This is a genomic window from Micromonospora sp. NBC_00389 (genome assembly GCF_036059255.1).
In the GTDB taxonomy this organism is placed as follows: Bacteria; Actinomycetota; Actinomycetes; order Mycobacteriales; family Micromonosporaceae; genus Micromonospora.
Genome location: NZ_CP107947.1, coordinates 2525221 through 2547051, shown reverse-complemented (window position 1 = coordinate 2547051; position 21831 = coordinate 2525221). Strand labels below are relative to the sequence as shown.

Annotated in this window: 20 protein-coding genes and 1 pseudogene; 6 read left to right on the top strand and 15 right to left on the bottom strand. The window is 71.2% G+C overall.

Features of this window, described 5'->3' with window-relative positions; translation table 11 throughout:
- Positions 1-63: 63 nt before the first annotated feature.
- The 4 genes from OG470_RS12225 to OG470_RS12210 all read right to left on the bottom strand — a co-directional run bounded on the left by OG470_RS12225 (position 64) and on the right by OG470_RS12210 (position 4138).
- Positions 64-1116: a hypothetical protein gene (locus OG470_RS12225; protein ID WP_328423741.1), complete on the bottom strand. Its 1053-nt coding sequence runs from the start codon at positions 1114-1116 to the stop codon at positions 64-66.
- A 152-nt stretch (positions 1117-1268) separates the two neighbouring features.
- Complete coding sequence (gene nfi / locus OG470_RS12220; protein WP_328423739.1) at positions 1269-1997, bottom strand: deoxyribonuclease V; 729 nt, start codon at positions 1995-1997, stop codon at positions 1269-1271.
- A 50-nt stretch (positions 1998-2047) separates the two neighbouring features.
- Entirely contained in the window at positions 2048-2356 is a 309-nt protein-coding gene (locus tag OG470_RS12215; RefSeq protein WP_328423737.1) for a hypothetical protein, read from the bottom strand.
- 342 nt (positions 2357-2698) lie between these two features.
- Positions 2699-4138, bottom strand: coding sequence for an aldehyde dehydrogenase family protein (locus OG470_RS12210; RefSeq protein ID WP_328423735.1), 1440 nt, complete (start codon positions 4136-4138; stop codon positions 2699-2701).
- 143 nt (positions 4139-4281) lie between these two features.
- On the opposite strand from OG470_RS12210, the gene OG470_RS12205 reads away from it, so the two are divergent.
- Together OG470_RS12205 and gabT are read left to right on the top strand one after the other, a co-directional pair.
- On the top strand, positions 4282-5718 hold the full coding sequence (locus OG470_RS12205; protein ID WP_328423733.1) for a gamma-aminobutyraldehyde dehydrogenase: 1437 nt from the start codon (positions 4282-4284) through the stop codon (positions 5716-5718).
- Positions 5719-5723: 5 nt separating this feature from the next.
- A complete protein-coding gene (gabT, locus tag OG470_RS12200) occupies positions 5724-6995 on the top strand; it encodes a 4-aminobutyrate--2-oxoglutarate transaminase (RefSeq protein ID WP_328423731.1) in 1272 nt (423 codons plus the stop codon).
- 50 nt (positions 6996-7045) lie between these two features.
- Here the strand turns inward: gabT and OG470_RS12195 are convergent, their stop codons facing one another.
- Positions 7046-7723, bottom strand: a complete 678-nt coding sequence (locus tag OG470_RS12195; RefSeq protein ID WP_328423729.1) for a hypothetical protein — start codon at positions 7721-7723, stop codon at positions 7046-7048.
- A gap of 186 nt (positions 7724-7909) precedes the next feature.
- On the opposite strand from OG470_RS12195, the gene OG470_RS12190 reads away from it, so the two are divergent.
- The 3 genes from OG470_RS12190 to OG470_RS12180 are packed head-to-tail and all read left to right on the top strand — an operon-like array spanning position 7910 to position 11085.
- The gene (locus OG470_RS12190) at positions 7910-9187 is read left to right on the top strand and encodes a GAF domain-containing protein (protein ID WP_328423727.1); all 1278 of its coding nucleotides are present in this window, start codon (positions 7910-7912) and stop codon (positions 9185-9187) included.
- Positions 9188-9235: 48 nt separating this feature from the next.
- Positions 9236-10741, top strand: coding sequence for an aldehyde dehydrogenase (gene adh, locus OG470_RS12185; protein ID WP_328423726.1), 1506 nt, complete (start codon positions 9236-9238; stop codon positions 10739-10741).
- A complete protein-coding gene (locus tag OG470_RS12180; protein ID WP_328423724.1) occupies positions 10741-11085 on the top strand; it encodes a DUF779 domain-containing protein in 345 nt (114 codons plus the stop codon). Before adh ends, OG470_RS12180 begins: the two co-directional genes overlap by 1 nt.
- A gap of 140 nt (positions 11086-11225) precedes the next feature.
- On the opposite strand, the gene OG470_RS12175 is transcribed toward OG470_RS12180, so the two are convergent.
- The 8 genes from OG470_RS12175 to OG470_RS12140 form a co-directional block, all read right to left on the bottom strand.
- Entirely contained in the window at positions 11226-11819 is a 594-nt protein-coding gene (locus OG470_RS12175; RefSeq protein WP_328423723.1) for a G5 domain-containing protein, read from the bottom strand.
- A gap of 475 nt (positions 11820-12294) precedes the next feature.
- Positions 12295-13308 (bottom strand): agmatinase, encoded by a 1014-nt coding sequence (speB, locus tag OG470_RS12170; protein ID WP_328423722.1) that lies wholly within the window; start codon positions 13306-13308, stop codon positions 12295-12297.
- Positions 13305-14507: a saccharopine dehydrogenase C-terminal domain-containing protein gene (locus OG470_RS12165; RefSeq protein WP_328423721.1), complete on the bottom strand. Its 1203-nt coding sequence runs from the start codon at positions 14505-14507 to the stop codon at positions 13305-13307. The genes speB and OG470_RS12165 overlap by 4 nt, the downstream gene beginning before the upstream one ends.
- Entirely contained in the window at positions 14507-15961 is a 1455-nt protein-coding gene (locus OG470_RS12160) for an NAD(P)/FAD-dependent oxidoreductase (protein WP_328423720.1), read from the bottom strand. The genes OG470_RS12165 and OG470_RS12160 overlap by 1 nt, the downstream gene beginning before the upstream one ends.
- Complete coding sequence (locus tag OG470_RS12155) at positions 15958-16800, bottom strand: ABC transporter permease (RefSeq protein WP_328423719.1); 843 nt, start codon at positions 16798-16800, stop codon at positions 15958-15960. The genes OG470_RS12160 and OG470_RS12155 overlap by 4 nt, the downstream gene beginning before the upstream one ends.
- Positions 16800-17714 (bottom strand): ABC transporter permease, encoded by a 915-nt coding sequence (locus OG470_RS12150; protein ID WP_328423717.1) that lies wholly within the window; start codon positions 17712-17714, stop codon positions 16800-16802. The genes OG470_RS12155 and OG470_RS12150 overlap by 1 nt, the downstream gene beginning before the upstream one ends.
- Positions 17711-18862 carry an ABC transporter ATP-binding protein gene (locus tag OG470_RS12145; protein WP_328423715.1) on the bottom strand — a complete coding sequence of 384 codons (1152 nt, stop codon included), beginning with the start codon at positions 18860-18862 and terminating at the stop codon, positions 17711-17713. The genes OG470_RS12150 and OG470_RS12145 overlap by 4 nt, the downstream gene beginning before the upstream one ends.
- 5 nt (positions 18863-18867) lie before the next feature.
- Positions 18868-20052: a polyamine ABC transporter substrate-binding protein gene (locus OG470_RS12140; protein WP_328423713.1), complete on the bottom strand. Its 1185-nt coding sequence runs from the start codon at positions 20050-20052 to the stop codon at positions 18868-18870.
- Between the two features lie 205 nt (positions 20053-20257).
- Between OG470_RS12140 and OG470_RS12135 the strand changes: the two genes are divergently transcribed.
- Positions 20258-20770: an Lrp/AsnC family transcriptional regulator gene (locus OG470_RS12135; protein WP_328423711.1), complete on the top strand. Its 513-nt coding sequence runs from the start codon at positions 20258-20260 to the stop codon at positions 20768-20770.
- Positions 20771-20854: 84 nt separating this feature from the next.
- Here the strand turns inward: OG470_RS12135 and OG470_RS12130 are convergent, their stop codons facing one another.
- Together OG470_RS12130 and OG470_RS12125 are read right to left on the bottom strand one after the other, a co-directional pair.
- Positions 20855-21049, bottom strand: a complete 195-nt coding sequence (locus OG470_RS12130; protein WP_328423709.1) for a DUF397 domain-containing protein — start codon at positions 21047-21049, stop codon at positions 20855-20857.
- A pseudogene (locus tag OG470_RS12125) lies at positions 21040-21782 on the bottom strand (DUF5753 domain-containing protein). Before OG470_RS12125 ends, OG470_RS12130 begins: the two are co-directional and overlap by 10 nt.
- Positions 21783-21831 lie beyond the last annotated feature (49 nt).

The window sequence follows — 21831 nt, the reverse complement described above, 5'->3', positions numbered from 1 at the left end:
CGCTCCTCGGGCCGCAGGTTCCACCGAACCTGAGCGTATCGGAGGGTCGACGCCGGTCCCCGCTCAGCCGGGGAGCCGGGGCATGAACACGGTGTGATCGCCGCCGTCGGCGGGCGGGTCGCCGGGCAGCGGGCGGGCCGGAGGATTGCCCGGCATCGGCTGCGTCGCGTCCGGCGTCGGCGCGGGATCGGCCGGCCGTGCCCCGTAGACCCCACCGGCGGCGGGCCGGGGGGAGGGCACCGTGCCGTAGCCGTCCGCCGGCTGCGGCTGGCCGTACACCGGGCCGGGGTGACCGGGCGCGGTCGGCGACCCGCCGCCGGAGCGGTAGGTGGTGCCACCGGGGTTGCCCGGCAGCGGCCCCAGCGCCCCGTCGGTCGGCGTCCGATCCTGCCGCGAGCGACGGAACAGCAGCCCGATGAGCAGCAGCCCAACCGCCACCATCGCGATGCCGAAGAACATCACCGGCGAGCCGCCCCCGGACGATTCGGCCGCGGTAGCCGTGGTGTCGGGCGCACCGTCCAGCGCGGCCGGATTCACCGCGTCGACCGGCGCGGCCTCGGTCGTGGCCACGCTCGGGGTGGGCGACGGCTTCTTCGACGGGGTCGGCGACGCGGCGGCCCGGCCGCCGGTCACCTTCGCCGAGTCGGAACCCCGACCCAGCTCCTGCCCTGCCGTGCTGGCGGCCGCGCCGGTCACCACGAGCCGACCAGCCGGAGCACCGGCGGCGAACGCCACCCGGTAACGCACGGTGATGCCCTTGCCCTTGCACAGGGTCGGCTTCGCCGGCGAGGTCTGCCCGGTCACCACGTTGCCGTCACCGCCGGAAACGGCCACCGGGAACCAGGTCCCGCCCGCGTTGACCTGCACCGTCACCTGGTCCGGCTGGAGACCCTCAAGGCGCAGACCCAGGGCGGTACGCAGCAGGACGCACCCGTCGGAGCGCTTGCGCACCGCGACGTTCACCCCCTGCGCGGAGCCGCCGGCGGCGAAGCTGCTGGCCGAACCCACCCGGACCGAGTCGTCGTCGGCCAGCGCCGGCGACGCACCGAGCATCACCAGGCCGCCCACCAGACCGCAGACCGTCCCGAGCCGCGCCACGCGCCGACGTACCGTCATGATCACCTCACCGTTCCTCCCCGGGTGGGGTCCGCGGTCAGGCTACTACCGGCCCACCCCCACCCCTGGTCATTGAGCGGGCCGTATGTGTGCGGCGTTACGGTTTGAGGGCTCGGCCCGCCGACCTGCTGCGGGCTCTGCCGGACTGCTGGCTAGGGATGCCCAGCTAGCGCGCGAGCGAGGGCGTCCCGGCAGAGCCGGTCGGCGGTACGGGTGGTCTCCGGCAGTCGGTAACGCGGGGTCAGTGCGAGCACCTGCGCGGCGGCGTTGTCCAGGCTCATCCGGTGCCCGACGCTCACGAAGACCGGCTTCACCCCGTCCTGGGTCCGCAGGACCCGGCCGACGACCTCGTCGCCGTCGCGCAGCGGCGACCAGGCACCCCGCTCGGCGGGCGGTGGATCCCACTGACCGACCAGGGGCGTCTTCCCCACCCCGATGGCAGGCAGCCCGGTGACCACGCCGAGGTGACAGGCAAGCCCGAATCGGCGCGGATGGGCCAGCCCGTGCCCATCACAGACCAGCAGGTCCGGGCGGGTGCTCAGCCGGTCCAGTGCGGCGAGCAACGCGGGCAGCTCACGGAAGGCGAACAGCCCCGGAACGTAGCCGAACGCGGGCCGGCCCACGCTGACCGCGGAGTCCACCACGGCCAGCGTCCGGGCGTCCAGCACGGTCACGGCCGCCGCGAGGAGATCACCGCTCTGCGCGTACGCGACGTCCAGGCCAGCCACCGTCGCTGGCGCGGTCGGCCCCGGCCCGACCAGGTCCACCAGCGGCCGCAACTCCTCCTGCACAGCCACCGCCTCCCCCACACTGCCCGGCACCGCCACCAGCGGTGCCGGCGGTGGTGGCGGCGGCCATGATCCACTCGATATCGGCGACATCGGGCTATCCGACGGCCCGGAATGCCCCGATGTCCCCGACATGGAGTCGATCACCCTCGATCCGGGCCGTCGGCGTCGCCCCCGGTGGTGCTGCCGTCTGGATTGTCCCGGGTGGAGGGACCCGCCGGGCCAGTGCCGGTGGAGCTGGTATCGCCATCTGGGTCGCCGTGGGCGGCGGGAGCTTCGGTGCGCTTACTGGTCGCGCCAAAGGCGATCGCGAAGGCAACGCCGATGGCGACGCCGAAGGCGACTCCACCCGACGAACCGAACACGGGGATGCCGATCGCCAGGCCGACCAGGATCCCGACCGGCCACGCCCACGCCTTGGACCTGCTGCTGTCCGTCTCGGAGCTCGCCATGCCCCGATGCTATTCGGGCCTTACGATGATCTGCCCCCGGCGCAATGGCTCTGACGCGCCTTCCCGCTCGCGGAGTGCGGTGGCCAAGCCGATCCGCCCGGGTCGCCGGCGGTCCATCGACCCGCCATCATGAGCGGTGCGTCACTGGACGGAGGGCGACGGTTGCCGACTGTCGCCGCCGCCGGCCGTGAACATCGAACGGATGGCTTCTTCGTCGGGCAAGCTGGCACCACTCGTGACAATCTCAGCCACGGTCTCGGCCGTAGCACGATCGACGGTTTCGTACCGATCAAGGTTTCGGTAGTCGTTGACGAAGCGCACGACCAGGCCCGGATCGAACGGCTAGAGCGCCAATCCAGTCAGCACCATGACCCGCGGCTCGGTGTAGTCGTCCATCGCGCTGCGCAGTCCTTCCCGGCCGACGCCGCTGCCCTTGACCCCGCCGTACGGCATCTGGTCGGCCCGGTACGACGGCACGTCGCCGACGATCAGCCCGCCCACCTCCAGGGACCGCGCGGCGGCGAAGGCCACGTCCAGCCGCCGGGTGAACACGCCCGCCTGCAACCCGTACGCCGAATCGTTGACCGCGGTGAACGCGGCCTGGTCGTCGGTGACCGGGGCGACCACCAGCACCGGCCCGAACACCTCCTCGGCGACGACCTTGGCGTCCGCCGGCACGCCGGTCAGCACGGTCGGCGGGTAGGTGGCGCCGTCACGGGCCCCGCCCACCTCGACGGTGGCGCCGGCCGCGACCGCCTCGGCCACCCACGTCTCGACCCGGCGGGCCGCGTCCTCGGACACCATCGGCCCCACGTCCGTCAGCTCCGAGGAGGGGTCACCGGTGCGCAGTGCACGCACCGCCGCCACCAGCCGGGGCAGGAAGTCGGCGAAGAGCGCGTGGTGCACGTACACCCGCTGGACGGCGATGCACGACTGGCCGGCCTGGTAGTTGGCGAACGTGGCGATGCGCTGCGCGGCGAAGGCCAGGTCCTCGTCCGACGTCCAGTCCGCGCAGATCACCGCCGCCGCGTTGCCGCCCAGCTCCAGCGTCACGTGCTTCTCCGGCACCTGGCGACGGATGGCCGCGCCGACCGGCCCGGATCCGGTGAACGACACCACCGGCAGCCGGGGGTCGGTGACCAGTTCGGCGGCACGGGAGTTCGGCAGCGGCAGGACCGAGAACATCCCGGCGGGCAGCTCGGTCTCGGCCAGCAACTCGCCCAGCAGCAGCGCGGACAGCGGGGTCGCCGGGGCCGGCTTGACGATGATCGGCGCGCCGACCGCGATGGCCGGTGCCACCTTGTGCGCGACCAGGTTGAGCGGGAAGTTGAACGGCGCGATGCCCAGCACCGGCCCCTTCGGCACCCGCCGGACCAGCGCGATCCGCCCGCTGGCGGCCGGGTCGGTGTCGAGTCGTTGCAGTTCCCCGGAGAAGCGTCGGGCCTCCTCTGCGGCCCACCGGAAGGTGGACACCGCCCGTCCGACCTCGGCTCGGGCCCATTTCACCGGCTTGCCGTTCTCGGCGGTGATCAGCGCCGCGACCTCCTCGGCGCGTTCGGCGAGCCGCCGGGACACGTGGTCCAGGGCCGCCGCGCGGGCGTGCGCGGGCAGGGCCGCGGCCTGCGCGGCCACTCCGGCCGCCGCGGCGACGGCGGCCTCGACCTGGTCGGCGGTGGCCAGCGTGGTACGCCCCACCAGGCGACCGTCGTACGGGTGGTGGACGGTCAGCTCCCCCTCGCCGTGGGCGGGGCGGGAGGCGACGAAGAAGGCTGCGGACTCCACGCCGAGCAGCGTAGACGAGGAAGCACCCGACGGAAACAGTCGCCGGAGCCCTTGTCTGCCGCGAATTCAGTAGCCAAGATGGCAGACAGATTGCGATAACCGCCGCAGAAGCGCACCCCCGGCCCCCTCGGAGAGATCCAGTCATGAGTGACCAGCAGCAGCTGCGCAACTTCGTCAACGGCTCCTACGTCGAACCGGCCGACGGTGGCTACGCCGACCTGATCGACCCCTGCACCGGTGAGGTGTTCGCCCAGGCCCCGGTCTCCGGCGCCGCCGACGTGGACGCGGCCATGACCGCCGCCGCCACCGCGTTCGAGAGCTGGCGGGAGGTCACCCCGGCCGAGCGGCAGAGGGCCATGCTCAAGCTCGCCGACGCGGTGGAGGCCCGCGCAGCCGAGTTGGTCGACGCCGAGGTCCGCAACACCGGCAAGCCGCGCCAGCTCACCGCCGAGGAGGAGCTGCCGCCGGCGGTGGACCAGTTCCGCTTCTTCGCCGGCGCCGCCCGGCTGCTGGAGGGGCGGTCCGCCGGGGAGTACCTGGCAGGGCACACCTCGTACGTGCGGCGCGAGCCGATCGGCGTCTGCGCCCAGGTCACCCCGTGGAACTACCCGCTCATGATGGCCGTCTGGAAGATCGCCCCGGCGCTCGCCGCCGGCAACACGGTGGTGCTCAAGCCGTCGGACACCACACCGGTGTCGACGCTGCTGCTCGCGGAGATCGCCGCTGAGTTCTTCCCGCCGGGCGTGTTCAACGTGGTCTGCGGCGACCGGGACACCGGTCGTACCCTCGTCTCGCACCCGACCCCGCAGCTGGTCTCGATCACCGGCTCGACCCGCGCGGGCATGGAGGTCGCCGGCGCGGCGGCCCCCGACCTGAAGCGGACCCACCTGGAGCTGGGCGGCAAGGCCCCGGTGGTGATCTTCGATGACGCGGACGTGGCGGCGGCAGCCGAGGCCATCGCGATGGGCGGCTACTTCAACGCCGGGCAGGACTGCACGGCCGCCACCCGCGTGCTGGCCGGTCCGGGGATCCACGACGACTTCGTGGCGGCGCTCGCCGAGCAGGCCCGCAACACAAAGACCGGCGCCCCGGACGACGCCGATGTGCTCTACGGCCCGCTGAACAACGCCAACCAGCTCGCCCGGGTCAGCGGTTTCGTCGACCGGCTGCCGGACCACGCAGCGATCCAGAGCGGCGGGTCCCGGCAGGGCGAGCGCGGCTACTTCTACGCGCCGACCGTGGTCTCCGGGCTGCGCCAGGCCGACGAGATCATCCAGGACGAGGTGTTCGGGCCGGTCATCACCGTGCAGCGCTTCTCCGACGAGGACGAGGCGGTGCGCTGGGCCAACGGCGTCGACTACGGCCTGTCCGCCTCGGTCTGGACGAAGGACCACGGGCGGGCGATGCGGATGACCCGGCGGCTGGACTTCGGCTGCGTCTGGGTGAACACGCACATCCCGTTCGTCTCCGAGATGCCGCACGGCGGCTTCAAGCACTCCGGGCACGGCAAGGACCTGTCGGTCTACAGCCTGGAGGACTACACCCGGATCAAGCACGTCATGCACAACATCGAAGGCTGACACCGGTGACCACATCTGACGAGTTGCACAAGCGACGCGGCGCGGCGGTCGCCCGGGGCGTCAGCAGTGTCGTGCCGTCCTACGTGGACAGAGCCTCCGGCGGAACGATCACCGACGTCGACGGCCGGGAGTGGATCGACTTCGCCGCCGGCATCGCGGTGACCAGCGTCGGCAACTCCGCACCGAAGGTCGTCGAGGCGGTACGGGCGCAGGTCGAGCGGTTCACCCACACCTGCTTCATGGTCGCACCGTACGAGTCGTACGTGGCGGTGTGCGAGCAGCTCAACGCGCTGACGCCGGGCGGGTTCGAGAAGCGCTCGGCGCTGTTCAACTCCGGCGCCGAGGCGGTGGAGAACGCCGTGAAGATCGCCCGGCACGCCACCGGCCGACCGGCGGTGGTGGTCTTCGACCACGCGTACCACGGCCGCACGAACCTGACCATGGCGTTGACCGCGAAGAACATGCCGTACAAGCACCGGTTCGGGCCGTTCGCCGGGGAGATCTACCGGGTGCCGATGTCGTACCCGCTGCGCGACGGCGGGCTGTCCGGCGCGGATGCGGCGGCCCGGGCGGTCGAGATGATCGAGAAGCAGGTCGGCGCGGAGAACGTCGCCGCACTGCTGATCGAGCCGATCCAGGGTGAGGGCGGTTTCGTGGTGCCCGCGCCCGGTTTCCTGCCGGCGCTACGGGCCTGGGCCACGGCGGCCGGGGTGGTCTTCGTGGCCGACGAGATCCAGACCGGCTTCTGCCGCACCGGGGACTGGTTCGCCTGCCAGCACGAGGGCGTCGAACCCGACCTGGTCACCCTGGCCAAGGGCATCGCCGGCGGCCTGCCGCTGGCGGCGGTCACCGGTCGGGCCGAGCTGATGGACGCCGTGCACGTCGGCGGGCTCGGCGGCACCTACGGCGGCAACCCGATCGCCTGTGCCGCCGCGCTGGCCACCATCGAGACCATGCACGAGCTGGACCTGGCCGGCGCGGCCCGCCGGATCGAGGCGGTGCTGACCCCCCGGCTACGGGCCATCGCCGAGCGGGACCCCCGGATCGCCGAGGTACGCGGGCGGGGCGCGATGCTCGCCGTGGAACTGGTGCAGCCCGGCACGCTCATCCCCGACCCGGTCGGCACGGCGGCGGTCTCGGCCGCCTGTCACGCCGCCGGCCTGCTCACCCTGACCTGCGGCACGTACGGCAACGTGCTGCGCTTCCTGCCACCGCTGGTGATCTCCGACGCGCACCTCACCCGGGGCGCCGACATCCTCGACGCCGCCTTCGGCTGAGTGCGGGAAGGGCACCTTCCCAAGAAGGTGCCCTTCCGAACCCGGCAACGTCAGCGCAGCACCTCGACGGTGTTGCGGCGGACCAGGTTCTTGCCCGGCTCGCGGATCTGATCCATGGCGGCGGAGTTGAGCAGCACGCAACTGCCCGACGGGCCGGTCACCGTCACCGTGGTCACCCGGTTGTTGTCCAGGTTGGTGACCCGCAGCCGGGTGCCCACCGGGAACTGGCCACTGGTCGCCGCGGGAGCCCCGCCCTCGGCGAAGAAGGTGATCGAGCCCTGGCAGGCCGAGCGGGGCGCCGGACCGGGCACGCCGGGCGATGCGGCGCCGGGACGTACCGTGCCGGCGGCCGGCTGCCCGGCGGGCGGCGCGGCGGCGCCGTCCAGGCGTTCCACCACGTTGCGGCGGATCACGTTCTTCCCCGGCTCCCGGACCAGCTCCATGGCTGCGGCGTTGAGCAGCACACAACTGCCCGACGGGCCGGTCACCGTCACCGTGGCCGCCCGGTTGTTGTCCAGATTGGTCACCCGCAGCCGGGTACCCACCGGGAACCGGTCACTGGTCGCCGCCGGCGCACCGCCCTCCGCCGAGAAGGTGACCGAGCCCGAGCAGGCGGACTGCCCCGTCGGGGCGGTGCCGGCGAACCCGAAACCGGTCCCCACCGCCACTCCCGCCGCGGCGAGCACCGCCACGGTCGCCGCCAGCACGTGCTTGCGCTGCACCCTCATCGCCGTCACTCCCGTCCTCGGTGTGTCCTTCACCGCCTGGTACGGACGGGAGCGCCCTACCGTTCAGCCGGCACGCGCACCGATCCCCGAAACGGCCAGGTTCGCCGACCCTTTCCACCCTCGGGGACCCGGCGGTTGGCGAACGGGGGTGAGCTGCGTCACGATGGGGGCCGAGGAGGTCGCCCGATGGCTGACCCGTGGCTCGCCCTGGAGTTCGGCGTCGATCCGGCAGAGCGGATCGCGCAGGTCGGCGCCGCCCACGAGGCGTTCCTCACCGCCGGCGCCGCGCCGCACCGGGTGCGGGAGGTGGTGCGCCGCTCATGGGAACGCTCGGCGCGACTCGACCCGGAGGCCACCCCACCGGTCGACCTGGTCGACGACGCGCTGGCCGCCTACCGGGCCGCCCACCCGCTGGCCCGGGTGCTGCCACTCTTCCGGGACCTGCTCGGCGGCATCGCGCAGGACGGCGCGCACCTGATGGCGGTGTGCGACGCGTACGGGCGGCTGCTCTGGGTGGAGGGACATCCGGGGGTGCTCCGGCACGCCGAGCGGATGAACTTCGTGCCCGGCGCCCGGTGGGACGAGACGCACGCCGGGACCAACGCCCCCGGCACCGCGCTGGCCGTCGACCACAGCGTGCAGATCTTCGCCACCGAACACTTCAGCCGGCCGGTGCAGCGCTGGACCTGCGCCGCCGCGCCGATCCACGACCCGGTCACCGGGCGGCTGCTCGGCGCGGTCGACATCACCGGCGGCGACCACCTGGCCAACCCGCACAGCCTGGCGCTGGTCCGGGCCACCGCCCGGGCCGCCGAGGCACAGCTGGCCGCCGACCGTCCGGTGGAGCCCGGCGTCGCCATCGTGACCGCGCTCGGCCGGGACGAAGCGGAGCTGCGGGTCGACGGACGGCGCCTCCGGCTCGGCCGGCGGCACAGCGAGCTGCTGGTGCTGCTGCTCCACCATCCGGAGGGGCGCACCGGCGAACAGCTCGGCCTCGACCTGTACGGCGACGACCGGCTGCACCCGGTGACTCTGCGCGCTGAGCTGTCCCGGCTGCGCCGGGTGCTCGGCCCCGAACTGCTCGATTCGCGCCCGTACCGGCTGCGCGGCACCGTCCGGGCCGACTTCACCACCGTCGCCGACCGGCTGGAGCAGGGCGATCCGGCGGGCGCGCTCGACGCGTACCCCGGGCCGTTGCTGCCCGGCTCGGACGCACCGGGAGTGACCCGACTGCGCCGGCTGATCGACGGCCAGCTCCGCGCGGCCGTGCTGGCCGCCACGGACCCGGCGCTGCTCGCGGCCTGGACCGCGACGCCCGCCGGCGCCGACGACCTGACCGCCTGGCAGGCCCTTGCGCGGGCGTTGCCGGTGGGCGCGCCACGCCGGCCGCTCGCCCTCGCCCGCATCGACCAGCTCGCCGGGGAGTACGACCTACCGCGCGCAACGTGGCTGCAACGTTCCTGAAACTAACGTCGCCGTCGGCACACCCGCACAACGACGGCGGAGGTAACCATGACGCGCTACGACGCGCCCACCCACTGGCAGTCCCGGTACGACCACTTCATCGGCGGCGAATACGTCAAGCCGCACGGCGGCGACTACTTCGAGAACCCCACCCCGGTCACCGGGCAGACGTTCACCGAGGTGGCCCGAGGCACCGCCCCGGACGTGGAGAAGGCCCTGGACGCCGCGCACGGCGCGGCCGACGCCTGGGGCCGCACCTCGGTGGCCGAGCGGGCGTTGATCCTCAACCGGATCGCCGACCGGATGCAGGAGAACCTGGAATCGCTGGCCATCGCCGAGAGCTGGGAGAACGGCAAGCCGATCCGGGAGACGCTGGCGGCCGACATCCCGCTCGCCATCGACCACTTCCGCTACTTCGCCGGGGCCATCCGGGCCCAGGAGGGCTCGCTCGGCGAGCTCGACGACGACACCGTGGCGTACCACTTCCACGAGCCGCTCGGCGTGGTCGGGCAGATCATCCCGTGGAACTTCCCGATCCTGATGGCGACCTGGAAGCTGGCACCCGCGCTGGCCGCCGGCAACGCCGTGGTGCTCAAGCCGGCCGAGCAGACCCCGGCGTCCATCCACTACTGGCTGTCGCTGGTGGCGGACCTGCTGCCGCCGGGCGTGCTCAACATCGTCAACGGCTTCGGCGTGGAGGCCGGCAAGCCGCTGGCGTCCTCGTCCCGGGTGGCCAAGGTGGCGTTCACCGGCGAGACCACCACCGGGCGGCTGATCATGCAGTACGCCAGTGAGAACATCAAGCCGGTCACCCTGGAGTTGGGTGGCAAGAGCCCGAACATCTTCTTCGACGACGTCAGCGCGTCCCGCGACGACTTCTTCGACAAGGCGCTCGAAGGCTTCACCATGTTCGCGCTCAACCAGGGTGAGGTCTGCACCTGCCCGTCGCGGGCGCTGATCCAGCAGGGTCACTACAGCGACTTCCTCGCCGCAGCCGTCGAGCGCACGCAGGCGATCGTCGCCGGGCACCCGCTGGACACCGACACGATGATCGGGGCGCAGGCATCCAACGACCAGTTGGAGAAGATCCTGTCCTACCTGGACATCGGTCGGCAGGAGGGCGCCAAGGTGCTCACCGGCGGGTCCCGCGCGGACCTGGGCGGCGAGTTGTCCGGTGGGTACTACGTCGAGCCGACGATCTTCGAGGGCGACAACTCGATGCGGATCTTCCAGGAGGAGATCTTCGGTCCGGTGGTTTCGGTGACCTCCTTCGCCGACCTCGACGACGCCGTCAAGACCGCCAACGACACCCTGTACGGGCTGGGCGCGGGCGTCTGGACCCGGGACATGAACACCGCGTACCGGGCCGGGCGGGCCATCCAGGCCGGCCGGGTGTGGACCAACTGCTACCACGCGTACCCGGCGCACGCCGCCTTCGGCGGGTACAAGCAGTCCGGCATCGGCCGGGAAAACCACAAGATGATGCTGGAGCACTACCAGCAGACCAAGAACCTGCTGGTCAGCTACTCCACCCAGAAGCTCGGCTTCTTCTAATGAACCTCGTCTCCGTGACCCCCGCAGCGGCCGACCTGATCCGGTCGCTGCGGGAGCGGCACGGACCGCTGATGTTCCACCAGTCCGGCGGCTGCTGCGACGGCAGCGCCCCGATGTGCTACCCGGCGGGCGAGTTCCGCACCGGCTCGTCCGACGTGCTGCTCGCCTCGCTCGCGGTCGACGGAGTGTCCGAGCCGGTCGAGTTCTGGATGTCGAAGTCCCAATGGGAGCTGTGGAAGCACACCCGCCTGACCGTCGACGTGGTCCCCGGCCGAGGCAGTGGCTTCTCCCTGGAGGCCCCCGACGGCCTCCGCTTCCTCATCCGCTCCCACCTCGCCGTCTGACGTCGACGCCGGGCACGGGTGGGACGTGGGCGCCGGGAGCACTCGGGCTGGAGAGCGTGATACCTCTGAGGCATCAATATGACTCAGAGGTATCACGCTCTATACCCAGTCATCCACCTCGCGAGTGACACGGCACGGGATCAGTCGCAGCCGTAGCCGTCGTTGTCGTTGTCCAGGCGGTAGATGTCGTTGCCGGTGACCTTGACGGTTCCGCTGACGTAGGCGGGGCCGTCCCCGCTTCCGCCCGCGCAGTCGACGTCGCTGGCGATCGGGACGCAGGGGCTGTAGTTCGGGTCGCAATTCGCCTGCGGCTTCTTGGTGCCGACGGCGACGACCTCGGTCACCGGCTGCTTCGTCACGACGGACTTGACCAGCGTCTTGCCCGTCTGCACCCCGTCCGTGGTGGTCACCTGGTAGGTCAGCGTCTTCACGCCGTCCACACCCTTGGTCCGGACCACCCGCTTGCCCTCGGCCAGGGACGAGTCCTTCACGGTGCGAACACCGTGTCTGACCACGGCTCGCTCCGTCACGGTCGTCACCCGCACGACCGGCGAGGGCGCGACGCTGGACGGGGTCGAGGCCGGCGGGGTCGCGGCGGAGTCGGAGGGTGCCGCCACCGGCGACGCGTCCTGCGCGGCGGCCGCGTCGGTCGGCTCGGCGGGCGCCGCCACGATGGGCTGCTGCGGCTCCTCGGCGGCGGTGCCGGTCCGGGTCGGGGTCGGCTCGTCGACCATCGCGCCGATGATGGCGGTGCCGGTGCAGCAGAGCAGCAGGATCGACAGGGTGATCGAACCGAGGACGACGGCGACGCGGCGGCCCGGACTGGCTCGGCGGAACCAGTTCGGGGCGGGCGGGGCCCGCGACCGAACGACGGCGGGTGCGGCGGGCCAGGATTCGGCGGTGGTCGCATCGTGACGGCGATGAGTGTCGTCGCAAACACTGTGTGCAATATCCGCCGTCGCGCTCGTCACCTACGCCGTTCGCTCGTCACCGGCCATCGATGAGCGGCGGCCCTGCCACCGACACGTTGCGGACCACTGACGGGACGACAGGCCAGGCATCCGCTTGGCCGAACCGGGCGGGCTGATCGTGCGGCCGACCTGGGCACCAGATCCGCGAATCACCATTTACCGACCACCGTTGCGCGTAATCCACAAAGGAGGTCCGTGGTTGGGGCCCTGACGTGTCGGGTTGCCGTCAATCCGCTGGTCAGCGGGCGTCGAGTAGGGGTTGGTTCGGGTTCCATGGTGAACCACCGGCGGCATCGCGGCGGCGGCGGGCGATTGCCGAGAGCGCCTCCAGGACCACCCGGTTCCCCAGGTACGCGGTGATGTCGGCGTGGTCGTACGGCGGGGCGACCTCGACCACGTCCACCCCGACCACGGGCAGCTCGTAACAGACCCGGCGGACGGCGTCGAGCAACTGCCGGGAGGTCAGGCCGCCTGGTTCCGGGGTGCCGGTGCCGGGTGCCATCCCGGGGTCGACCACGTCCACGTCGACGGAGAGGAACACTCCCTCGCACTCATCGACGGCGATCGTGAACGCCTCGGTGAGGCACGTGTCGAGTCCGCGGGCGACCAGCTCGGTCATCTCGTAGGACCGCATCCGCTGCTCAGCCATCCAGGACAGCATGTCCGGGCCCGGCCAGTAGCCGCGCAGCCCGATCTGAAGGAAACGGTCTCCGCGTACCGCGCCGGACTCGATGAGCCGGCGCATCGGCTGGCCGTGCCCGTGCAGCGAGCCGAACTCGATTTCGCCGGTGTCGGCGTGCGCGTCGAAGTGCACCAGCGACACCCGGCCGTGCCCGTGCTGCCGGGCCACGCCGGTGGCGTCGGGCAGCGCGATGGAGTGGTCCCCGCCGAGCACCACCGGGATGGCACCGGCGGATGACGCGGCGTAGACCGCTGCTTCCAGGGCGGCCAGCGAGCGTTCGATGTCGCCGGAGAACATCTCGACGTCGCCGGCGTCGTACACCCGCAGGTCGCGGAGCGCGTCGACGCGCAGCGCGAGCGATGGGCGGGAGCCGTCGTGGGCCAGGTAGCACGCCTGGCGGATCGCCGACGGCCCGAACCGGGTGCCGGGCCGGTGCGAGGTGCCGCCGTCGAAGGGCGCCCCGATGATCACCACGTCGGCGTCGGCGTACGAGGCGGGGTCGTCGAGCGTGCACCGGTCCACCCCGAGAAAGGTGACGTCCGGCCCGTACATGGCCCCGTAGCGGCTCATCGCTCCTCCATTCCCCACGGCGAGCCGTAGGCGGTCAGCAGGTCGAGGAAGGGCATCGGGGGCAGCGCCTCCGGGCCGAGCACGCCGACGCCGGACCAGACGCCGGTGGCGAGCAGCTCCAACGCGACCATCGGGTTGACCGCGGTCTGCCAGACCACCGCCTGGTGGCCGTACTCCCGCATCGACCACTCGTTGTCGACCACGTGGTACAGGTAGACCTCCCGGGGCTGCCCGTCGGGGCCGAGACCGCGCACCCAGGTGCCGGCGCAGGTCTTGCCGCGCATCCGCTCGCCGAGGGTGGCCGGGTCGGGCAGACAGGCCGCGACCACGTCGCGCGGGGACACCTCGACGCCGCGCACCCGGACCGGGGAAGCAGCGTCCAGGCCGAGTTTGTGCAGCGTCTTGAGCACCTCGATGAACTCGTCGCCGAGGCCGTACTTGAAGGTGACCCGGCGGGCCTTGACCCAGCGCGGGATGAGCAGCACCTCCTCGTGCTCGACGTTGACGCACTCGACCGGCCCGATCCCCTCGGGGAAGTGGAAGACCTCCGGCTCGGAGAACGGCTCGGTTGTATACCAGCCCCGATCCTTCTCCCAGACCACCGGCGGGTTGAGGCACTCCTCGATGGTGGTCCAGATGGAGAACGAGGGCGCGAAGTCGTAGCCGTCGACGGTGAGGTTCGCGCCGTCCCGGACGCCGATCTCGTCGATCTCGCTGAACAACTCGTCGGCGGCGTACCGGGCGAACACGTCGGACAGGCCGGGTTCGACGCCGATGCCGCAGAGCGCCAGCCGACCGGCCCTGGACCACGCATCGGACACCGCGAACTGCTCGTCGCCGAGCATCACCCCGGTCTCGGCGTACGGGTGGGACGGGTGCGGGTGCGACAGCGACATCGCCATGTCGAGGTAGTCCGCACCGGCCGCGAACGCACCGTCGAAGATCGGCATGACGAAGCGCGGGTCGACGGCGTTGAGCACGTGGGTGATCCGGTGCTCCCGGCAGAGCGCGGCGACCGCGTCGGCCGACGAGGCGTCCACCTGGGCGGCGACGAAGCGGTCACCGTGCCCGGCGATCGCCCGCTCGGCGCGGCCCGGGTCGTGGTCGGCGACCACCATGGTCTCGAAGTAGGAGCGTCGGGCGGCGATGGCTACGGCGGCGGAGCCGACGCCACCGGCGCCGACGAGGAGGACACGCATCAGGAATCAAACCCCAAACCGAGACGATCGAGAGTACGGAGCCAGAGGTCGCGACGGCCGTCGCGCGCGTCAGCACGGGCCATTGACCAGCGGGTGAGGTTGATGCCGATCGCGCGGACGGGTTCCGGCGGGAACGGCAGTGGCTTGCTGCGGACCAGGTCGAGCCGGGTCAGCGGGGTGTCCCCGCCGGCCAGCAGGTCGAGCAGTACCCGGGCTGCGAAGCGGGTGGCCCCCACGCCGAGACCGGTGTAGCCGGCCGCGTACGCCAGCCGGCCGCCGTACGCGGTGCCGAAGAACGGGCAGAACCGGGTGCAGGTGTCGATGACGCCACCCCAGCGGTGGCTGAAGCTCACGTCGGCGAGCTGCGGAAAGGTGGTGAAGAAGTGCGCGGCGAGGGCGGCGAAGGTGGCCGGGCGCTGCTCCAGCTCCGGCGCTACCCGGTTGCCGTAGTGGTAGACCGCGTCGTAGCCGCCGAAGAGGATCCGCCCGTCGGCCGTGATCCGGTAGTAGTGGAACTGGTTGCCGGTGTCGGCCAGCCCCTGCCGGTTGCGCCAGCCGATCGCGTCCCGCTGGGCCGGGGTGAGCGGTTCGGTCATCAGCACGTGGTCGTAGACCGGCACCAGGTACGCCCGCAGCCGGCGCAGCAGCGGCGGGAAGGCGTTGGTGGCCAGCACGATTCGTCGGGCCCGCACCGACCCGGGCCGACCTGCGGCCGGCGCACCGGCCATACCGGCGTCGGCGGGATCGGTGCCGAGGGTGCTGGCGTACAGCGCGGCACCGTCGGCGCGCAGCCCGGTGACCCGGGTGTGCTCGTGCACCCGCACGCCGAGGTCGAGGCAGGCGCGGCGCAGCCCCCACGCCAGCTTCGCCGGGTCCAGCATGGCCACCCGGTCGGCGTCGAACATCCCACTCAGGTACGTCGGTGAGTTGACCTCGGCGCGCACCTCGTCGCGGTCCAGCAGCCGCACGTGGTGGCCGTACCGCTGGGCCAGCTCCGCGTCGGCGGCCAGCCCGGCCACCTGGTACGGCGCGACGGCGACGGCCAGCTCCCCGGTGCGCTCGAAGTCGCAGTCGATGCCGAAATCGGCGACGGTGGCGGCGATGGCGTCCAGGTTCTCCCGGCCAAGGCGTTCCAGCTCGCCGATCTCACCGGGGAACCGGTCGACGCCGTTGGCCAGCCCATGGGTGAGCGAGGCCGCGCAGAAACCGCCGTTGCGCCCAGACGCGGCCCAGCCGCAGGTACCGGCGTCGACCAGCAGCACGTCGCGGTCGGGGTCGGCCTGCTTCGCCAGCAGGGCGGCCCAGAGCCCGCTGTACCCGCCACCGATCACCAGCAGGTCGGCGTCCTGCGGGCCGGCGAGCGGCGGCAGCGGGTCGGGGCGGTCCGGGCGGTCGAGCCAGTACGGCACGGGCGCCGCGTCGGCCAGCGCCCGGCCGGTATGCGGCAGGGTCATGACGACCGGCGCGTCTGACGGCCCGATGCCGTGCCGGCCAGCAGGTTGGCCCGGCGGGATCGCCGGCCGCGCAGCGAGCTGAGCCCGACCAGCAGCAGCGCGATCGCGAACATCGCGGTGCCGATGACGTTGACCTGCGGCGGGATGCCCCGCTGGGCGGCACCCCACACGTACATCGGGAACGTGACGGTGGTGCCGGCGTTGAAGTTCGTGATGATGAAGTCGTCGAAGCTCAGCGAGAAGGCCAGCAGCGCGGCGGCCACGATGCCGGGCAGCACCAGCGGCAGCGTGATCCGCCGGAAGGTCTGCCACTCGCTGGCGTAGAGGTCCATGGCGGCCTCCTCCAGCCGCCGGTCCATCCCGGCCAGCCGCGCCTTGACCGTGACCACCACGAACGAGACGCAGAACATCACGTGCGCGATGACGATGGTCCAGAAGCCCTGCGGCACCCCGGCGGAGACGAAGAGGGCCAGCAGCGAGGTGCCCATCACCAGCTCCGGGGTGGCCATCGGCAGGAAGATCAGCACGTTGATGCCGGACCGGCCGCGGAAGCGGTGCCGGACCAGCGCGAACGCCATCAGGGTGCCGAGCACGGTGGCGACCACGGTGGCGATGAAGCCGATCTGCACACTCCGGACGACCGCGTCACACATGTCGGAGGTGGCGCACGGCTGACGCCAGTTGTCCAGGGTGAACTCGTCGAAGTCGTACGACAGCCGGCTCGACGGCCGGTTGAACGACAGCCCGGCCACCACCAGGATCGGCAGCGCCAGGTAGCCGAGCACCAGCAGCGCCACGATCATCACCCAGCGGTCGGCCAGCCAGCGGGACACTCTCATCAGAGAACCTCCTCCGTGCCGGCCTTGCGCAGGTAGCCGAAGACCACCGCGAGGATCGCCGCCATCAGCAGGAACGACAGCGCCGCGCCCTGCGGGTAGTCCAGCCGGACCAGGAACGCCGAGTCGATGACGTTGCCGATCATGTACTCGTTCGGGGTGCCGAGCAGCTCGGCGTTGATGTAGTCACCGCTGGCCGGAATGAAGAACAGCAGCGTGCCGGCGATCAGGCCGGGCATGGACAGCGGCAGGGTCACCCGGCGGAACGCCTGCACCGGGCTGGCGTACAGGTCACTGGCCGCCTCCAGCAGCCGGTAGTCCAGCCGTTCCAGGCTCGCGTACAGCGGCAGCACCAGGAACGGCAGGAAGTTGTACGTCAGGCCGAGCACCACCGCGAACGGGGTGGCCAGCAGCCGGCCGTCCGGGGCGAGCAGGTGCACGTCGCGCAGCAGGCCGACCAGCGCGCCGTTGTCCGACAGGATGGTCTTCCAGGCCAGCGTGCGGACCAGGAAGCTGGTGAACATCGGCGCGACCACGCAGACGAGCAGCAGGTTCTTCCACCGGCCGGCCTTCTGTGCGATGGCGTACGCCAGTGGGTAGCCGAGCAGCAGCGCCAGCACCAGGGCCAGGCCGGCGTAGCCGAACGAGCGGAGGAACTGCGGCCAGTACGCCTGCAACACGTCCGGGTAGTTGCCGAACGCCCAGGTCATCGCGTACCCGGTGGAGAGCGAGCCGCTGGGGTCGTAGAGGCTGGCCGAGGCGAGCTGCACCAGCGGCACGCCGAAGAAGACCAGCAGCCAGGCCGCGCCGGGCAGCAGCAGCAGGTACGGCAGCAGGCGGTACTTCCCGGACCGGGCGGCCGGCGGCGTGGGCGGCGGCTGCCCCGATCCGGTGGGCACCTGGGCCAGGAGGGTCACGACGACGCACCCACCGGCTCGTCGAGCACCGGGGAGGTCCGATCGGTGTCGGCGGCGTCCCGGGGCAGCAGGAACGCGTGCCGCGGATCCCAGTACGCCACCGCCTCGCTGCCGACCGGAACCTGCGCCACCGCACCGCTGTTGGCCGCGAAGACCGACAGTTCGGTGCCCCAGCCGGTGCGCAGGAGGTACTGCGTGCTGACTCCGACGTAGGAGGCGTCGGTGACCACCCCGGTGACGTGCTGGTGGCCCGCGGGCACCTGGTCGGCGGAGCCGACCAGGTGGAGCTTCTCCGGGCGTACCCCCAGGTGGACCGGGCCCTGGTCGGCCCGGGCGCGGCCGGCGGGCACCGAGAAGCGCGCGCCGTGCGCGGTCACCGCGACCTCGCCGCCGCCGGTGCCGGCGGCTTCGCCGGCGAGCAGGTTGGACTGGCCGAGGAAGTTCGCCACGAAGGCGGTTGCCGGGAACTCGTAGATGTCGGCCGGGGTGCCGAGCTGCTCGATCCGGCCGGCGTTCATCACCGCGACGGTGTCGGCCATGGTCATGGCCTCCTCCTGGTCGTGCGTGACGTGCACGAAGGTGATACCCACCTCGGTCTGGATTCGCTTCAGCTCGATCTGCATCTGCCGACGCAGCTTCAGGTCGAGCGCGCCGAGCGGCTCGTCGAGCAGCAGCACCTGCGGCTGGTTGATCAGCGCACGGGCCAGCGCGACCCGTTGCTGCTGGCCGCCGGAGAGCTGGGCCGGGCGTCGGTTGCCGTAGTCGTCGAGCTGCACCAGCGACAGCATCCGCATGACCTCGTTGTCGACCGAGCGGATGCCACGCCGACGCAGCCCGAAGGCCACGTTCTCGAAGATGTTCAGGTGCGGGAAGAGCGCGTAGCTCTGGAAGACGGTGTTGACCGGGCGCTTGTACGGCCGCAGCCGGGCGATGTCCCGGTCGCCGAGCAGCACCTGGCCGCTGGTCGGCTCCTCCAGGCCGGCGATCATCCGCAGCGTGGTGGTCTTGCCGCAGCCGGACGCGCCGAGCAGGGCGAAGAACGAGCCCTGCGGGACGGTCAGGCTGAGGTCGTCGACGGCGGTGAAGATGCCGAACCGCTTGGTGAGGTTGGCCAGGCGCAGGTCGCCGGCGGGTGTCTCGCGCGCCATCCCCGTCACGCTCCGATGACCTGCTGGAACTTGCCCTCGAACTCCTTCTCCTGCTTCTCGTCCAGGGCCATGAACACCTTGGACTTCGACAGCAGCGCCTCGTCGGGGAAGATCAGCGGGTTGGCGGCCAGCTCCGGGTCGATCTTCTCCATCTCGGCCTGGGCGCCCTTGACGGGGCAGATGTAGTTGACGTACGCGGCGAGCGTCGCGGCGGCGGCCGGCTCGTAGTAGTAGTTGATCAGCGCCTCGGCGTTGCCCTTGTGGGTGGCCTTGTTGGGGACCATCATGTTGTCGCTGAACAGCATCACGCCGGAGTCGGGTGCGACGAACTGCACCTTCTCGTTCTCGCTGGAGAGCTGGATGACGTCGCCGGACCAGCCGATGCACGCGGCGATGTCGCCCTTTGCCAGGTCGGGTGCGTAGTCGTTGCCGGTGAACTTGCGAATCTGCCCCGAGTCGACGGCCTTCTTGAGCTTGTTGAGCGCGTCGTCGAACTGGGCCGTGGTGAAGTTGGCCGGGTCGTGCCCGTTGGACTGCATCAGCAGGCCCATGGTGTCGCGCATCTCGCTGAGCGCCGTCACCTTGCCCTTGAGATCGGGGCGGGTGAGCAGCTCGTCCACAGTGCGCAGCTCCTTGGTGACACTGCCGTTGTACGCCAACCCTGCGAGGCCGGACTGCCACGGGATGGAGATCCGGTTCTCGGTGTCGAAGGAGCGGTTGAGCAGTGACGGAAGCAGGTTGGCCTGGACGTTCGGGATCTTCGCCGGGTCGAGCTTCTGGATCCAGCCGAGCCGGATCATCCGGGCCGCCATCCAGTCGGTCAGCACGATGATGTCCCGGTCGGTGCTCTGGCAGGCCGCGAGTTGGTTCTGCACCTTGCCGAAGAACTCGTTGTTGTCGTTGATGTCCTCGGTGTACGTGACCTGGATGCCGCTCTTGGTGATGAACCCGTCCAGGCTGGGCCGCTTGGACTCGTCCTTCTCGTCCACGTCCATGTACTGCGGCCAGTTGGAGAAGGCAAGCTTCTTCTCGGTGCCGGAGAGGTCCTCGCTGACGCAGCCGGCCTCGGTCTGCTGGGCACCCTTGGTGCCACAGCCGGCGAGGCTGCCGCCAGCGGCGAGCAACGCAGCCGAACCGAGAGTGCCGGTGAGCAGTCCACGCCGGGTGAGGGGCCGGAGGGGAGTACGCATGACGACTCCTAGGGGGTCATCGTCGGCGGGCGGGACGGGGGTGGCGCGCCGGCGGGAGGTCAGGTGCCAAGGACGACTGATCCTGACATGAGGTGACCTCCCTTACAAGGGATTCCGTTGCGGGAATAGCGATGCACGACGAAATACGCCAGACTGCGCGGGGACACACGCGCGACATCACGATTCGGGACATGGGGAACGGACGATGACGAACCGACAGCATGAGAACGGCACCGGCGGGCGACGGGTAGCTGTCCGTGAAGGTGCCAATCACGCTCTGCTGGACGACGTGGCCAAACAGATCATCGAACAGCTCCAGGAGGACGGCCGCCGGCCGTACGCCACCATCGGCAAGGCGGTCGGGCTCTCCGAGGCGGCGGTCCGCCAGCGGGTGCAGCGGCTGCTCGACTCCGGCGTGATGCAGATCGTCGCGGTGACTGATCCACTCCAGCTCGGTTTTCCCCGGCAGGCGATGATCGGCCTGCGTACCGACGGCGACCTGGAGGCGGTGGCCGACCGGCTGGCCGAGCTGGTGGAGGTCGACTACGTGGTGATCACCGCTGGGTCGTTCGACCTGCTCACCGAGGTGGTCTGCCGCAACGACGACCACCTGCTGGAGATCCTGCAACGGCTGCGCGCGGTGCCCGGGGTGCTCTCCACCGAGGCGTTCGTGTACCTCAAGCTGCGCAAGCAGACCTACACCTGGGGTACGGCCTGACACACGCCCTTGATCCACTCGACATCCCCGATGTCGCCGTATCAACCCTGCCCTGACACCGCAGTTTCGGCGATATGGAGTGGATCAGTGGGTCGTCTGGCGAAGAGCGTCGACGAAGGACGCCCAGGCGGCCGGAGCGAAGGTCAGGATGCCGCCGTCGCGGTCCTTGCTGTCCCGGACCAGCACCCGGCCGGGCAGGTTGTCGGCCACCTCAACGCAGTCGCCGCCGTTGTTGCTGCTGCGGGTCGCGGTACGCCAGCGGGCGTCGGTCATGTCCATGTCTTGGCCACTTCCCTGATCAGCTCGATCGACCGGCGTTGGGGGAACGCCTCGCCGGTGACGCTCTCCCACCTGCGTCCCAGGCTAGCGACGTCGATGGGATCGGTCACGACCTGACCGCGTAGCTGATTGTCGAGATACGCCAATTCCGTCCCGTCGGGCAGCCGGCCCAGAACGAAGGGCCCGGCGAGCCCGGTGTGCCACGGACTGTCGGCCGGAATCACCCGGACCTGCACGTGCTCCCAGTCAGCCACCGCCACGAGATGTGCCAGTTGTCCGGCCATCACCGATCCATCGCCGACCGGTCGGCGAAGCACCACCTCGTCGATCACCGCAACGAGTTGCGGTGGGTTGTCAGCGGCGAGGACGGACTGACGCTCGAACCGGCTCGTCACGATCTGGTCCACCTCGGCCGGCGCGACCAGCCCGCCGGTGCCCAGCACCGCGCGGGCGTACCCCTCGGTCTGGAGTAGGCCCGGCACCAGCAGCGGCTGATAGGACCGGATCGAGGTGGCGTCCTGTTCGAGCTCGGCCCAGGGGCGAAACCACGGCAGGTCGCGGCGGCGGAACGGCTCGGGCCAGAGGTCGGCGGCGTCCCGGCGCAGCACCTCCGCAACCGCGACCCGGGTACGCGGGTGTGGAATGCGCCCGCGGCGAGCCACCGCGCCGCCGACTTCGGATGGACGTCGACCTTCTCGGCCAGCGACTCGACCGTCTCCCCCGCCTGGGCCATCGCCACCCGCAACGCCTCGTTCGCCACCGGATCCTCCTGCCAGCCAGGT

Bases quoted from the DNA above. Each gene is read 5' to 3' on its own strand.
- OG470_RS12225 (WP_328423741.1), bottom strand. From the start codon at position 1,116: ATGACGGTACGTCGGCGCGTGGCGCGGCTCGGGACGGTCTGCGGTCTG.
- nfi (WP_328423739.1), bottom strand. From the start codon at position 1,997: ATGTCGCCGATATCGAGTGGATCATGGCCGCCGCCACCACCGCCGGCA.
- OG470_RS12215 (WP_328423737.1), bottom strand. From the start codon at position 2,356: ATGGCGAGCTCCGAGACGGACAGCAGCAGGTCCAAGGCGTGGGCGTGG.
- OG470_RS12205 (WP_328423733.1), top strand. From the start codon at position 4,282: ATGAGTGACCAGCAGCAGCTGCGCAACTTCGTCAACGGCTCCTACGTC.
- OG470_RS12195 (WP_328423729.1), bottom strand. From the start codon at position 7,723: ATGAGGGTGCAGCGCAAGCACGTGCTGGCGGCGACCGTGGCGGTGCTC.
- OG470_RS12190 (WP_328423727.1), top strand. From the start codon at position 7,910: ATGGCTGACCCGTGGCTCGCCCTGGAGTTCGGCGTCGATCCGGCAGAG.
- adh (WP_328423726.1), top strand. From the start codon at position 9,236: ATGACGCGCTACGACGCGCCCACCCACTGGCAGTCCCGGTACGACCAC.
- OG470_RS12180 (WP_328423724.1), top strand. From the start codon at position 10,741: ATGAACCTCGTCTCCGTGACCCCCGCAGCGGCCGACCTGATCCGGTCG.
- OG470_RS12175 (WP_328423723.1), bottom strand. From the start codon at position 11,819: ATGGTCGACGAGCCGACCCCGACCCGGACCGGCACCGCCGCCGAGGAG.
- speB (WP_328423722.1), bottom strand. From the start codon at position 13,308: ATGAGCCGCTACGGGGCCATGTACGGGCCGGACGTCACCTTTCTCGGG.
- OG470_RS12165 (WP_328423721.1), bottom strand. From the start codon at position 14,507: ATGCGTGTCCTCCTCGTCGGCGCCGGTGGCGTCGGCTCCGCCGCCGTA.
- OG470_RS12160 (WP_328423720.1), bottom strand. From the start codon at position 15,961: ATGACCCTGCCGCATACCGGCCGGGCGCTGGCCGACGCGGCGCCCGTG.
- OG470_RS12155 (WP_328423719.1), bottom strand. From the start codon at position 16,800: ATGAGAGTGTCCCGCTGGCTGGCCGACCGCTGGGTGATGATCGTGGCG.
- OG470_RS12145 (WP_328423715.1), bottom strand. From the start codon at position 18,862: ATGGCGCGCGAGACACCCGCCGGCGACCTGCGCCTGGCCAACCTCACC.
- OG470_RS12140 (WP_328423713.1), bottom strand. From the start codon at position 20,052: ATGCGTACTCCCCTCCGGCCCCTCACCCGGCGTGGACTGCTCACCGGC.
- OG470_RS12135 (WP_328423711.1), top strand. From the start codon at position 20,258: ATGACGAACCGACAGCATGAGAACGGCACCGGCGGGCGACGGGTAGCT.
- OG470_RS12130 (WP_328423709.1), bottom strand. From the start codon at position 21,049: ATGGACATGACCGACGCCCGCTGGCGTACCGCGACCCGCAGCAGCAAC.